General features: G+C 62.7%; 18 protein-coding genes. 14 read left to right on the top strand and 4 right to left on the bottom strand.

What is annotated here, in order from left to right; all coding sequences use genetic code 11:
- Positions 1-3: 3 nt before the first annotated feature.
- Both K3M67_RS21955 and K3M67_RS13990 read left to right on the top strand, forming a co-directional pair.
- A complete protein-coding gene (locus K3M67_RS21955) occupies positions 4-192 on the top strand; it encodes a transcriptional regulator domain-containing protein (protein WP_353051147.1) in 189 nt (62 codons plus the stop codon).
- A gap of 145 nt (positions 193-337) precedes the next feature.
- Complete coding sequence (locus K3M67_RS13990; protein WP_285831763.1) at positions 338-784, top strand: DNA -binding domain-containing protein; 447 nt, start codon at positions 338-340, stop codon at positions 782-784.
- Here K3M67_RS13990 and K3M67_RS13995 read toward each other — a convergent pair.
- The gene (locus tag K3M67_RS13995; RefSeq protein WP_285831764.1) at positions 730-969 is read right to left on the bottom strand and encodes a helix-turn-helix transcriptional regulator; all 240 of its coding nucleotides are present in this window, start codon (positions 967-969) and stop codon (positions 730-732) included. The genes K3M67_RS13990 and K3M67_RS13995 overlap by 55 nt on opposite strands.
- A 487-nt stretch (positions 970-1,456) precedes the next feature.
- Between K3M67_RS13995 and K3M67_RS14000 the strand changes: the two genes are divergently transcribed.
- Positions 1,457-1,951, top strand: a complete 495-nt coding sequence (locus tag K3M67_RS14000; RefSeq protein WP_285831765.1) for a hypothetical protein — start codon at positions 1,457-1,459, stop codon at positions 1,949-1,951.
- A complete protein-coding gene (locus K3M67_RS14005) occupies positions 1,888-2,562 on the top strand; it encodes a DUF6036 family nucleotidyltransferase (protein WP_285831766.1) in 675 nt (224 codons plus the stop codon). The genes K3M67_RS14000 and K3M67_RS14005 overlap by 64 nt, the downstream gene beginning before the upstream one ends.
- Before the next feature lie 389 nt (positions 2,563-2,951).
- Here the strand turns inward: K3M67_RS14005 and K3M67_RS14010 are convergent, their stop codons facing one another.
- From K3M67_RS14010 to K3M67_RS14020, 3 genes are all read right to left on the bottom strand, one after another.
- Positions 2,952-4,133 carry a hypothetical protein gene (locus K3M67_RS14010; protein ID WP_285831767.1) on the bottom strand — a complete coding sequence of 394 codons (1,182 nt, stop codon included), beginning with the start codon at positions 4,131-4,133 and terminating at the stop codon, positions 2,952-2,954.
- The gene (locus K3M67_RS14015) at positions 4,126-5,130 is read right to left on the bottom strand and encodes a nucleoid-associated protein (RefSeq protein ID WP_285831768.1); all 1,005 of its coding nucleotides are present in this window, start codon (positions 5,128-5,130) and stop codon (positions 4,126-4,128) included. The genes K3M67_RS14010 and K3M67_RS14015 overlap by 8 nt, the downstream gene beginning before the upstream one ends.
- A 264-nt stretch (positions 5,131-5,394) precedes the next feature.
- Complete coding sequence (locus K3M67_RS14020) at positions 5,395-5,616, bottom strand: helix-turn-helix domain-containing protein (RefSeq protein ID WP_285831769.1); 222 nt, start codon at positions 5,614-5,616, stop codon at positions 5,395-5,397.
- 57 nt (positions 5,617-5,673) lie between these two features.
- Here K3M67_RS14020 and K3M67_RS14025 point away from each other — a divergent pair, with 57 nt between their 5' ends.
- From K3M67_RS14025 to K3M67_RS14070, 10 genes are all read left to right on the top strand, one after another.
- A complete protein-coding gene (locus K3M67_RS14025) occupies positions 5,674-5,961 on the top strand; it encodes a hypothetical protein (RefSeq protein WP_285831770.1) in 288 nt (95 codons plus the stop codon).
- 374 nt (positions 5,962-6,335) lie between these two features.
- Positions 6,336-7,313, top strand: a complete 978-nt coding sequence (locus tag K3M67_RS14030) for an ArdC family protein (RefSeq protein WP_285831771.1) — start codon at positions 6,336-6,338, stop codon at positions 7,311-7,313.
- Complete coding sequence (locus tag K3M67_RS14035) at positions 7,310-7,738, top strand: DUF2958 domain-containing protein (protein WP_285831772.1); 429 nt, start codon at positions 7,310-7,312, stop codon at positions 7,736-7,738. Before K3M67_RS14030 ends, K3M67_RS14035 begins: the two co-directional genes overlap by 4 nt.
- 108 nt (positions 7,739-7,846) lie before the next feature.
- On the top strand, positions 7,847-9,643 hold the full coding sequence (locus tag K3M67_RS14040) for a ParB/RepB/Spo0J family partition protein (RefSeq protein WP_285831773.1): 1,797 nt from the start codon (positions 7,847-7,849) through the stop codon (positions 9,641-9,643).
- Between the two features lie 187 nt (positions 9,644-9,830).
- A complete protein-coding gene (locus K3M67_RS14045) occupies positions 9,831-10,259 on the top strand; it encodes a DUF5990 family protein (protein ID WP_285831774.1) in 429 nt (142 codons plus the stop codon).
- 353 nt (positions 10,260-10,612) lie between these two features.
- Positions 10,613-10,912: a DUF736 domain-containing protein gene (locus tag K3M67_RS14050; protein WP_285831775.1), complete on the top strand. Its 300-nt coding sequence runs from the start codon at positions 10,613-10,615 to the stop codon at positions 10,910-10,912.
- Positions 10,913-11,070: 158 nt separating this feature from the next.
- The gene (locus K3M67_RS14055) at positions 11,071-11,301 is read left to right on the top strand and encodes a DNA-binding protein (RefSeq protein WP_285831776.1); all 231 of its coding nucleotides are present in this window, start codon (positions 11,071-11,073) and stop codon (positions 11,299-11,301) included.
- The gene (locus K3M67_RS14060; protein WP_285831777.1) at positions 11,298-11,879 is read left to right on the top strand and encodes a S26 family signal peptidase; all 582 of its coding nucleotides are present in this window, start codon (positions 11,298-11,300) and stop codon (positions 11,877-11,879) included. The genes K3M67_RS14055 and K3M67_RS14060 overlap by 4 nt, the downstream gene beginning before the upstream one ends.
- On the top strand, positions 11,867-12,502 hold the full coding sequence (locus K3M67_RS14065; RefSeq protein ID WP_502958882.1) for a lytic transglycosylase domain-containing protein: 636 nt from the start codon (positions 11,867-11,869) through the stop codon (positions 12,500-12,502). Before K3M67_RS14060 ends, K3M67_RS14065 begins: the two co-directional genes overlap by 13 nt.
- Before the next feature lie 232 nt (positions 12,503-12,734).
- Positions 12,735-13,106: a hypothetical protein gene (locus K3M67_RS14070; RefSeq protein WP_285831778.1), complete on the top strand. Its 372-nt coding sequence runs from the start codon at positions 12,735-12,737 to the stop codon at positions 13,104-13,106.
- Positions 13,107-13,221 lie beyond the last annotated feature (115 nt).

Genomic DNA, 13,221 nt, shown 5'->3' on the forward strand with positions numbered 1-13,221 from the left:
GCGATGGTTGCTCGCGCACTTCTCGGCCGGCTTGATGCGCTGGCCCGCTGCGGGCGTGCGGGCCTTGCCTGGGAAGTGTTGCGACGCAATCCGGCCTACCGCTTGGCGGTCCAAGCCCTTGCCGGGGCCACGTGCCCCGGCAAGGCCGCCTCCCAGGACTTTACCGCTACCTGGGGGCTTCACTTTCGCTGAAAATCCGGCGCTGGATTGCGCCTGCGTCCTGCCGATCTGGGCGGCGGGGTTGGATCCGTGCGTCCTGCGCGCCCGGGCGGTGCGGCCCGGCTCGCCGTCGCCGCCTTTGTGGCTCGAGATAGCGGGCCGGGATTGCCAATGTGTCGTGGGCGCGGACACGACGCACCTTGCCTTCGCCTGCGCCGGGGAAATCGCCCGGATCGATCTCGAGGGTACTGCCGCTCCTGCGGCGCGCATGCTGCTGCAATTCGAGGTATTGGCGGACGGTCGGCTGGTGAATCAGCTTGCCGCCGTTCACCGGCTATTTAACGGAGGCGGAGTCAGGCCAGATCCTCGCCGGCTTATGCGCCAGCATCTTTCCCTGCTCGCTCTTGACGCGAATACGGACGGCGCGAGCCTTCGGGAAACCGCCAATCTTGTGCTGGGGCCGGGCGACTGGCCCGGCGACGGCGAGCATCGCAAGTCGCAGGTGCGCCGGCTGATCGAGGCTGGCGGTCGTTTGCTGGCGGGTGGGGCGGCGAGCTTGTGGAGGCAGGCCTACTCTTGTTCGCCGGCACCCGTGTCCGGCAATTCGTCCATAAGAAGAGTGTAAGGCTTGACGCCCAGGGAGGCTGCAAGCCGGTCCAGCCTGTCGATGCTGACGCTGTACTTCTGGCGCTCCAACGCACTTACGTAGGTTCGATCAATGCCTGCGGCATCAGCGAGGGCCTCTTGAGACAACCCGCAGGAAGCCCGAAGCAATCTCAGATTTCGCGCCAAATGCGCTCGGCTCGACATGGGTCGGCATCGTCGCGATTGTAGAGCGATGATCCACGGAGTATACTCCACAGGCCCCTCAAAGGACTTGTTGGCCGTATGCCAAGCTCATCTAATTTATCGCCGGAAGCGCCGAACGATCCTGTCGCTGTCCCATACGATCAGATGCACTTGGCTCTGTACGCTGCGCTCCTTGATGCCGACGCTGCTGGACAGACGTGGATAGAGATGTCTGAAATTTTGATGGGCCTCAATCCGAACGACCCTGGCGCGAGAGCCTGCTGGGCTTCACACCTGAGACGGGCGCGCTGGATTGTCTCCGATGGTTTGGATGCCGCTATAATGACGTTTAGTCATCTGCACTGAAGAAAGTGCTTAGCGCACCGCGGCATAGCCGCGACCGCGCTCTAGGGTTCGCTGCACTCACCCCCGAGCCCCTGCGGGTCTCAGCCTTGCGGTAACGATCGCTTGCGCTCGAGGTTTAAGAGACAGACTTGCAACGATCAATGTGAACGATGGCATCGTGACGCTGATGGCTGACGTGACTTATCTCGTATTCTTGATTAAACAAATATGGATCACCCGCTGCTCGAACGAAATGGAGGTTGCCATGTCGAAGATTTCAGCGCGCTCGGCGCAGCCCTCTCGGCCAGACAGCCACGCGATCGCGGAATATGCCCGCTGGCTCTCGCACAAACTTTATGCTGAAGCCATATGCCGGGACCCGAGCCTTATCGTCCGGGCCAAGGCTGCGATTGAGGCTGCTGTGGACGGCGGAGGCACTCTGGGTCAGAAATTGTGGGAACTGCTCCTCAGAAAGCACCGCGACGACATTATCGAGGCGATGCTTCAAGATAGCGAGCTCGGCAGCTTACTGCGTTCGAATAGTCCATTTTCCACGCTGGTAGGCGTAACTGACAGGCAGGATAGGAGCCAAATATGGCGGCAAGCAAAGTCCGACCTCTTGGCCAAGACGACCTTGATCGCGCCATTCGCAGCGTAGCCACGCATTTCGAAACCGATACTGTTTATGTGATTGGGAGTCAGGCACTTCTCGTCAGTCAAACAGGGCTCGACAGTAGACTCCGCATGAGCGTCGAGATTGACTGTTATCCGGGGAATGCTCCCGAATGGGAGGCCCAGCATGTCGGGTTCGAAGCGTCAGAGGAAATCGCCGCCCTATTTGGAGAAGGCTCCTTCTTTCACCAAGGGCACAATTTCTTCATTGACGGTGTTGACGAGACCACGGCCATCCTGCCGCCCGACTGGCAGGATCGTGCTGTCACGCGGACTATCGACGATCATGCAGGCGGCACGGTCACCGCAGTCGCGCCAAGCCCTGTTGATGTCGTCGCCGCCAAGCTGGCTCGCGGCGCAGACCGCGATCTGATTTTCGCCGCCCGCTGTATTGGTTCAGGACTAGTCACGAACCGAGCCGTCAAGCAGTCCTTGGAGCAATCCCTCGACGGCGAGGCACTCGCACAGGCGCTCGCTCTAGTTGATCGCGCTTCGCGCGCAAAAAACAATCCAGCGTCTGCACCGGCTGGCTTCACCAATGCTCAGCTGCTTGCGTTTCTTGGCGATCTTGGCAAGGTAAAGGATGAAGGCGGCTAAGGCGCGGGGTAGCGTTGACGCTCCGCTCGTGGCCCAGTTTCCAGCCTGACAGCCTCAATCGCTCGGCCCGACGTTAAGCGTAAAGCAGTTCGTCTGCGTACAAGGATCTGGAGACGGATAACATCGGCGCACAAACCCGTATTTTGCACGGTGATCCGGTAGTCAACCCCGCTCACCCAAGGACGCGAGGAGATCGACGATCGGTTCGTGATTGGCGAGGTAAGCTTCGTTACGATCGGTGCGTGACTGCGGTGCCTGTCGCCGAAGTTGATCCGGGCTACCAAAACCTCTTCGTCGGTCAGTACACCCGAGATTTGCTGATGCGTTCCTCGGCAATTGAATCTTGATTCCGGCGAAAACCACTGTTGGCAAGTCATTTGCCAATGCAATCAGAAGCATTGCCACGGGTTATCCGGCAGGAGCCTCCAAACTGCAATTGCCGTTATGATCACGCCCAGCGACAGGACGCCGCCAACGACGAGCAGGGCGGCACGGTGCCACCTGATGCGGGCATGGAGATCGTCGAACACATCGGAGAATTGATCCGCGATCAAGGCGAAATCGTCGCTGAGGCGGTTGCTTTGCCTCTTCACCTCTGTCGCGATCACGTTAAGCGTCTTCCATTGGTTTAACCCCGCTATCCCCAGCATCACCGCGAAGACGATTGCTCCTGTAAGCACACCCAGATTCGTCCAAAATTCGAGCCCGCATGACGGTGGGACCTTCTTGAGCTGGGACACCACAACGATCGTCGCCACCGGGATACCGAGCAGCTGACCTTGAATATCGACGATGGTCTTGTGGATTTTGCCGACGAAATCCAGCCGTGCGGTTTCAACCTCGTTGCGAATCTTCGAATAGGAGAAGCTCGATGTGAAGAGCCGGTATCCCTTCTCTACCTCATTGGCGAGGCGGTCGAGATTGCGGATAAGGAAGCCAAACCGGTCCTTCTCGCGCAGCGAACGCACCATTTCGATAAGCGTGGTTTGAAGGATCGTCCGCTTTTCATCCAAATGCAATTCGTCCGCGAACAGCTTCGCCAGTCGATTAGCCTGTCCGACGACGTCACCGCGGAGATCCGCCGAACCGAATTGAATCGGCACGACGACCTTCTCTTTACCAATGAAGATGAGCTGGCGCATCGTTTCATCAACCAGCGAAGCGCTCTCCCGAAGGGTGGTGAGCACGTTCAGGACAGCACGGTACGCAAGCAGCTTCGGCGGGACAGGGCTGTCGCCGGACGCGTAATGTTCCTTCTTGATGTAGTATCGTTCGGGTTCGGCGAGCACGGCACCCGGCGCCTTGAAGAGATCGTCGAAGGTGGGCACCAACAAGCCCATCTTCGCCACGTTGGGCCGGCCGATCGTTACCGGCACATCTGACCCAACGACCAGCTCATCGCCATTCTCGACCGAAATCTGGGCGTCGTGGTAGTAGGCGTCGATCTCCATGATGGCGGTCAAAACTGCCACCATATGCTCACTCTTGATCGTCAGAACGTCGCCGGTCTCATCGTCGAACCGCGTAGCGCGGTATATCTCGATGAGATCGGCAAACGTAACGTCAGTCACTGATCATTCCTTCGGCGCGCATCTGATTGATCAGCTCGATCGGCACTTCCTTCAATGTAAGAGATTTGTTGTCTTTGTCGAACACGACGATGCTCTGGTCGATCGCCTCACGCGTGAATTCAACCGACCACATCTTCGTTTTGGCGGTCACTTTCACAAGGGCTTTCAGGGCGCTCGCATTCGGAACGTACCCCTCGTTGAGTTGGCGGTCGGTATGGGCCAGGAATTTCGACAGTCTGGTCGGGTCTTTCGGCATCAGCCTATTTGCCATGGCTTCGAAATCTACAGGCTCCTTCGCTTTATTCGCCTTGCCCAGATAATCGAGGGCATCCGACAGGAACGCCGTCGCCTCCGTGTCGACCATCGTCTCGGCAACCGTGAATTCCTTCAGCGCCTCCACGAGCTTCTGCGTATCCTTGCGCTCCAGAACGGCCGAATCGCAGCCAAGGAAGTCTCGAAAATAGTCGGATATCGAACCCTTGCCCTTCAGAAAGCTGAGGTAGCGATCCTGCTCGTCCGCCCAAGCGGTCAAATTGATGCGGCCGGCGAAGCGGAAGCCATCGAGATCGAGATGCTCGACGTCCTCCATTCCATGATTTTTGGTGAGGGCCGCGCTCAACTTATCGGTGACCACCGTGACGAGCAGGAAGTCTGAACCATCACGGCGGAAGTGAGCGAAAAACACGTGCCCGCCGACGGAAGCCGATTTCTTGCCCGCTTCCCTTGCCAGATTATCCATCATCCTGGCGGTAAGGTCGAGGAAGTCCTTATCCTTGGACTCGACATAGGTGCGGATCTGTCCCTCGGTCGGCGACCCGTCTGAGGCGGTAAACCGGCCGTGGGACTTGGATGTCCGGCTGTTATAGAGGTCATAGACCGTAGAGATGACGCGAAGCGTCGTGTCAGTTATATCAAGCAAATTCTCGGACAAAACGACGGAATAGCCAGCGTCGTTACGATTCAGGTCATGAATCGCAAGCGCGATAATCTCGGTCACCAATAATCCCCCCGACGTCCTAGAGACCTGACGGACGTGATCAATCCCTTAGGGCGCCCGACTTTGCCGCGAAACTTTGGAACATGAGCCGATGATAAGCAAGGCACCGCGCAGCGTCGGCGCATATATTACTCCCTGATCTTCGAGAGGGTCAGCCATTGGGAGCGTGCTAAATCGGCGAGCCTCGGAAATTTGTCCTCCATCAAAGCGTTGACCGACCCGCTTACAGCATGAGTCTGCCAAGACCGTAGGCTCAGCCGGCGGTCATCCGTCTTTGTCGGGGGCGCTGATGAGCGCGCAGGGATCGACGTGGAGCGCGTCGGCGATTTTGCCCAGGACGGTGACGCTGGCGGATACGCGGGCTCGCTCGATCGAGCCGATGTAGCGCGAACTGAGGCCGGTCAGGCCCGCTATATCTTCCTGGGTCAGGTCACGCTTGTGGCGAAGCCGACGCAGGTTGGTCGCCAGGGCATGCTTCAAATCCATGCGCCAGCGATCCGATAGCCGGAACGAAAGTTCTAGGAACGATAATTCCTAAACGCTATGCCTGGCCTTGCCGAACGCGAGATGATGATGACGAACCTCATGGCTGTTCCGTCCGAAGATGATGAGGTCTGCCAATACGACCTTCGCAATCTCGCGCTATATGCGTCCCTGATGGACGCGGCAGATGCAGGCCTCTCATGGCAGGTGTGCGCGCACGGGATCATGGGTCTCGACGATCAAGACCTGACGTCGCTTGATCTCTTCGAACGGCATTTGCGCCGTGCTCGCTGGATCGTCGGCAAGGGTCTTCAGCCCGCACTGATCGCCTTCACGAAGGGAATATAGCAGAGGGAAGCGCGACGCATCGCGGCATGGCCGCGACCGCGCTCTAGGGCTCGGTTCCCTCACCCCCGAGCCCCTTGCGGGTCTCGGCCTTCGGTGACGATCACTTGCGCAGGATGATGGTCGCCGCGCGGTTCGCACGGCGGCGTTTCCTGTTTGCCTCTCCCAGCGTGGCGGGAGTGGCCGGCGCTCCCGGCTAGGCCCGTCGCGGCCAAGGACAACCCCGCTCGCTGCGCTCCTGCGGGGTGCTCCACATCCGTTCCGCCCTTGCGGTGTCCTTGCCCGCTGGAGCCGGGCCTCTTGGTCGCATTTCGCCGCCCACCCCCGCCTTTGCGGGGAGGCTTTGTGCCTTTTTAGGGTGGCGGAAAGGACAGGCCATGCCGAAATCTTCAAGCCGCAGTGCTACCTGTGAGGTCGGAAAGGACAGGAACGGCGAACGCGCGAGCCTTTATGACGAGGTGACCGCGCGGATCGTTTCGGAACTCGAGGCGGGGCGCTTCCCGTGGGTCCAGCCCTGGGGACACGTCGAGGGGCTGGGCTGCAACGCCGCGCCCGGCTTGCCGCGCAATGCGGTGACGGCCCGGCCCTATTCGGGCGTCAACATCCTGATCCTGTGGTGCGCCGTCATCGAAAGCGGCTGGTCATCGCAAGGCTGGCTGACCTTCCGACAAGCCCGCGAGGCTGGGGGATGCGTGCGCAAGGGTGCGCGAGGCGTGACCGTGGTCTATGCCGACCGCTTCACCCCCAAGGGCGAGGCCGAGCGGGCGACGCGCAATGGCGACGAGCCTCGCGCCATTCCCTTCCTCAAGCGCTTTACCGTCTTCAATGTCGCCCAGTGCGATGGGCTGCCCGCAGACCTTGGCGGCGATCCGGTGCCATTGGCCGAGAGCGAGATCGTGCCCGTTGCCCGGGAAGTGATCGCGGCTTCGGGGGTCGAGTTTCGGGTGGGCGGGGACAAGGCCTTCTATGCGCCCGGTGCCGACTTCGTCGCAGTGCCGCCGCAGGCCGCCTTCTTCGATCCGGTGAACTGGCACAGGACGGCATTTCACGAACTTTGCCACGCGACTGGCCACGCCAGGCGGCTGAACCGGGACATGACCAATCCTTTCGGCAGCAAGGACTATGCCCGCGAGGAACTTGTCGCGGAAATGGGCTCGGCCTTCCTGTGCGCGGCACTCGGCATCGTCCCGACCGTTCGTCACGCGGATTACGTCGGCGCGTGGCTCGATGTCCTGCGCGAGGACAGTCGTGCCATCTTCCGCACCGCCAGCGCGGCCTCCAAGGCCGCCGACTGGCTGCTTTCCCGCCATCGCGAAGCTGAAAGCGCCCGCGCCGATGAAAGTATCGCAGCATGATCCTGCTTCCCGACGACCTGCGCGAGGCGCTGCGCGCGAATGCCATTCGCCACGGCATCGCCATGCGCGGGGGCCTTGCCGAGCCGGACTTCCTGCCCGTCCTCAAGCTGTTCAACCCACTGGGCGCTGCGACATGGCTGGCGACGGAACTCGCCGAGGATGGCGACACGCTGTTCGGCCTTGCCGATCTTGGCTTTGGTTGCCCGGAATTGGGCACATTCAGCCTCTCGGAAATCGCTGCCATCCGCCTGCCCTATGGCATGGCCATCGAGCGCGATCTCGCCTTCGAGACGGTTCATCCGCTCTCCGTCTGGGCCACTTGGTCGCGTCGTTCCGGCTCGATCCTTTGGGCGCACACGATGCTCCGCCGACACGGTCCGGCTTTGCCCGACGGGCCCGCAGACCCCGACATTCTTCCGTCCTGACGGCGGATGACGCGAGGCGGCGCGTCATGCCGCCATCCTAAGTGCCGGTCACGTCACGGACATCGCAAGAAGTGCGACCGGCACCTTTTGACGAAAGGCAAATGACTCATGAAACTCGACCATATCCCGCTCCACCTGCTCTATGTCGACAAGACCAACATGCGCTTTGGCCGCAAGGTGCCGGACGTCTCCGACATCCTGCCGACTATCCGCGCGCGCGGCGTCATCCAGACGCTGCTGGTCCGTCCGCCCGATGCGGAAGGCCGTTTCGGCATCGTCGCGGGAAGCCGCCGCTTCCATGCCAGCCGCATCGTCGCCGACGAACGGCGGGAGGCCGGCGACATCGATCCCGAGGCGCTGCTCTTGCCCTGCGCGATCATGGAGGATGGCGACGATGCCGCCGCCATCGAAGCCTCGATGATCGAGAACATGGCCCGGCTCGACGCCGAGGAAGTGCGCCAATGGGAGAGCTTCACCCGGCTGGTGCGGGAAGGGCGAGGGGTCGAGGAGATCGCCATGACCTTCGGCCTGCCCGAACTTTCCATCCGGCGCGTCCTCGCGCTCGGCAACCTTCTGCCGCGCATCCGCGAACTGTATCGCGCCGAGCGGATCGACCGCATTACCGTCCGGCACCTGACACTGGCCAGCAAGAGCCAGCAAAAGGCATGGCTGGCCCTGTTCGACGACGCCGACGCCTATGTCCCCACCGGCCACCAGCTGAAGGCATGGCTCTTTGGCGGCCAGTCTATCCCGGCCCGCTTCGCCCTCTTCGACATCGATGGTTTCGGGGGCGCGACCATCGCCGACCTGTTCGGCGAAGACCGCTATTTCGCTGATCCCGACGCCTTCTGGACGGCGCAGAACGCAGCGATCGAGACGGCGCGTGCCGCCTATCTCCAACAAGGCTGGAGCGATGTCGTCGTGGTCCCGCCTGCCGAGCACTTCCAGTCATGGGAATTCGAAAAGGCCGCGAAGCGCAAGGGCGGGCGCGTCTATATCGATGTGCGTGGCACGGGCGAAGTCACGTTTCACGAAGGCTATGTCACGCGTGCCGAGGCGCGCCGCATCGAGCGCGGCGAAGCCGCCTGCGCGCCCAAGGCGCAGCGGCCCGAACTGACGTCCACGCTCCAGACCTATGTGGACCTGCACCGCCATGCCGCTGTGCGCGCCGCGCTCATCGGCCATCCCGCGCTCGCCCTGCGTCTCATGGCCGCGCACGCCATCGTCGGCTCGCCTCTATGGACCGTACGCCTCGAACCGCAGGCGACCCGCAACGACGAGGTGCGCGAAAGCGTCGAAACATGCCGGGGCGAGGCGGTCTTCGACGCGGAACGCCGCTTGGTCCTCGATACTATCGGCTTCGCCGCTGAAGAGCCGACCGTCACCGGCGGAAGCGGCGACGACCATGGCGTGGAAGGGCTGTTCCTGCGTCTTGTCGCGCTGCCTGACGAGGCGGTGATGCGCGTCGTTGCGGTCCTCATGGGCGAGACATTGGCGGCTGGCTCGGCTGCGGTCGAGGCGGTCGGCGAGGAGATCGGGATTGCCATGGCCGATTGGTGGCAGGCCGATGAAGTGCTCTTCGCATTGCTACGCGACCGCGAAGTGCTCGGCCGGATGACGGCGGAAGTGGCGGGCGAAACGGTCGCGCATGCCAATGCGGGGGAGAAGAGCAAGACATTGAAGCGGATCATAGCCGACCATCTCGAGGGCGCCGAAGGCAGGGACAAGGTCGAGCGCTGGGTGCCCCGCTGGATGCAATTTCCGCCTTCCGCCTACACCGAAAGGGGCGGCGTCGGCACCGTGGCCGCCCATGGCAAGGTCATGGCTGCGCGGCAGACGGCCAGTGGCAGAGGCACTGCGGAACTGGAGAAAGAAGAGGATCGGCTGATGCCGCAGGCGGCGTGAATTAGCGTGGGCGGGAGCGATCCCGCCCGCCTTTGGCATGCTGGGAGAATTGCGCCGCGCGGCCTCGCCCTATGGGCTCGGCCGCGCGGTTTTATCGTGCCTGGATGGGTGCTGGAACAGACAAGCAGGGCCCATTATGATAGGCAAACTGCTCACGGAACTTGGGTGGGGAAATGCGGGAGCGTCGATGAAGCGCACGGACACGACCGAAATCAGGATGCGGATCGTCATCGATCAGCCCGTGGCGCACGTACTCCACAGCCTGCAATCCAGGGACGGCGGCCCGCTTGATCCGCAAAGGTCCGGCGATGGCGAGCCGCTCGCCTTCGACTTCCACGTGCGCGTCGGGCCCGGTCCCAAATTCTTCGGCGACCAGGTTCGGTCCGAGGGACACTTGCGCCGCTTCGTCTATGTCCGCGTGGGTCAGGCGGCGGGTGATCATGCCTCACCCTGGTCCCGCCGGATGAAGGTCGACATCCATGATATCGACCCGGCCCTGCTGGCTCGCGCAGAGCGGGGCGGAATCATCGTCACCACCATTTGCGGCACCGCCAGGGATGGCAGCCCCGCCTGCGCCACGGTCCCCGCGCTGCGCCGGGAGCTTGTCGAGCGCTAGGGCGTGGAAAGGCTGCCAGCACGCGGAGCGATGGAGAGACTTCCTCCGATGGATTCATCCTGCATGTGGCTCGGACCCTGATCATGCCAGCAAAAGTCTCCACTTTCCTATGACCCGTGCCGCCCCTGGCCTCTCTTGAAGGCTGGTCTGGCGGCGTGCGCGCCTTGTCCGTGCAACGGCTTCGCGCCTGTTTCTTCCCCGCCTTGACGGGCTCCTCGCGCAACCAAGAAACAGGCGCTTCGCCGTCCTTCGCTGGCGCTGCGGCCGTCCCGGTGCACGGCGGCGCGACGCCGCCCGATCGACCGCCATCGAGGCCGCATCGGGCGGCACTCGGGCAAAGAAGGAGACTTATCATGGCACAGATCGGCAGCTTCACCCGCAACGAGGACGGCATCTACAACGGGGAAATCCGCACCCTCACGCTTCGCGTCAAGGCCACCATCCGGCCGGTCGGGCGCGAGCACGACAAGGCCCCGGACCATCGCGTCAGTGCCGGCGGCGTCGAGTTCGGGGCTGGCTGGACCAAGGCCGCCCGCGAGACCGGCGCCGAATACCTCAGCCTCAAGCTCGACGACCCCTCGCTTCCCGCGCCGATTTACGCGACGATGACCCAGGGCGACAATGGTGAGCACAAGCTGATCTGGTCCCGCTGAAGTCCACGCCCCCCGCGCCGAACCCGGCGCGGGGGGCGTTCACGCTGTGTCGAAAACGCCGTTGCCGGTTCCGACACTCCCGGGCCGGTATCCCGCCCGCCATCCTCGATATCGCGACCCCATAGTTTCGGGTCGCTCTAGCGGAAGGATGGCTCATCATGGACGACGACGACCAGATCGCCCGGGCGACCCGCGCCAAGCGCGGCTCGCCCTTCCTGAATACCGAGCAGGCGGCGGCCTATCTCAAGATTTCCGGGCTGCTGCTGCGGCGCATGCGACGCCTCGGCACGGGGCCGGTGTTCCGCCGCCATTCCCGCTACGTCCAATATCATATCGACGATCTCGATGCCTGGTCGCGTGACCATAGCGCGCGGGGACTCTCCAAGTGACCGGCCGTCGCAATGGGCTGCAGGATGCACCGCTGTTCGCCTGGGGCGAGGCGCTTCGGCTGCGCAAGGCTCAGCAGCGCCGCCGCCGCTGGCGCTTCTTCCTCGTCGGCCTGGGCGCGGGTCTGGTGCTCGGCTCGGCCATGCTTGTACCATCGCCGCGCCTCGTCTGGAACGCCAGCGCCAGTGCCCCGGTCGGGCTCTACTGGATCAATCCGCATGCGACCGTGGCTCCCGGCGACATGGTGGTGGCACGCTTGCCCGAACCTGTCCGGGCGCTCGCAGCCGCCCGGCGTTATCTCCCTGCCAATGTTCCGCTCGTTAAGCGCGTTGTAGCCCAAGCGGGCGATGAAATCTGTGCGCTTGGCGACAAGGTCTTCGTCAATGGCCGGCCGGCGGCGAGGCGACGGCTGGCCGATGGCGTAGGGCGAGCCATGCCCACGTGGCACGGCTGTCGCATGCTGCGGGGGCGGCAACTGTTGCTGCTAATGGACAGTCCGGACTCGTTCGACGGCCGCTATTTCGGAGTGACCGAAGGCACCGATCTCATCGGGAAGGCACGGTTGCTGTGGCGCCGCTGAGATGGGCCGTGGCCCTCCTGGCGTTCGCCGCGCCGGTCCCGGCAGCGAGCCAGCCATCGGCACAGCAAGCTGGATCAACGGTTGCGACATGGCGGCCGTACATCCGTGAAGCGTCGCTGCGTTTCGGCATCCCGGCGGCCTGGATCGAGCGCGTCATGCAAGCCGAAAGCCGGGGCCGCACTTCCCAGGGCGGAAGGCCGATCCGGTCGTCGGCGGGCGCGATCGGGCTCATGCAGGTCATGCCTGCGACCTGGTCGGACATGCGCGCCAGACTTGGCCTTGGCGCCGATCCGGATGACCCGCGCGATAACATCCTCGCGGGCACATTCTACCTTCGCCTGATGTACGATCGCTTCGGCTATCCTGGTCTTTTCGCGGCCTACAATGCCGGACCGGGGCGCTATGCCGACTATCTTGCCGGTCGCACAAGACTGCCGCGCGAGACCATCGGCTATCTCGCCAGTGTCGCGCCGGAAGCAAAAGGGAGTGATCAGGCCTCGGCAGCAGCGCGGCCAGTGGAGAGGCTTTTTGCTGTACGAAGAGTACTAGCATCGCCGCTCGTCGATAGCCCTGATGCGTCGGCCCAGGGGTCACTCTTTGTTGCGCTGTCGCAGGGGCGATGACGTGAGGTCGTGTGCCAACGAGAGGAAGGAAGCTCGTCTCGATAGACCCAGTATGACGGCTGGCGGAGCGGCTATCAAGGCTCGCGGGTGCCCCCCAATTTTCTTCGAAAATCGGTGCCCCCCACGTCCGCTTCGCGGCGCTGCGCTTCGCTCCGCGGCCCTGACAGCCGCTCCGCCAGCCGTCCTTCGAACGCCGTTCTCGATGATGGGAACGCGAAGCGTGGAGGTTTTAATGGGCATGTATCAAAGCATCGGAACGGCGTCGGCGAATGCCGTTGATCGCCTGATGGCAGCGCTGGTTTCTGGCCTTGAACTGGAATTCGGTCGGGGTGCTGGCGAAGCCTTGGCGCACCGGTTTCTGGAGGCTGAGGAAGCGGACTTTTGCTGGGATGCTCGGATCGAGGAGCGCTGGATCGGCGCCTACGAACGCACCGATGGCGAGGAATTCGAACTCGACCGGATCGCGATTTGCGGGCGGCTCGACGGGAAATGGTTCTGTGCCACCATGATCGTGGATGGCGATGGCCAGGCCCACGGGATGGTGGGATGCCGCCAGTTCACGTCACGGGTCAGGGCAAGGGACGCGATGCTCCATGCGCACTGATCGCAGCGCAATTCGCGGGGAGAGGCGGCGTCAGAAGGCGCTCGTCTCTCCCCTTTTTTTGAGCCTTGGGGGTGAGTGGGAGAGAAGGGAGGGGAAACAAGATAAAGGCAGTGTC

The organism is Sphingobium sp. V4 (genome assembly GCF_029590555.1).
Classification (GTDB): domain Bacteria; phylum Pseudomonadota; class Alphaproteobacteria; order Sphingomonadales; family Sphingomonadaceae; genus Sphingobium.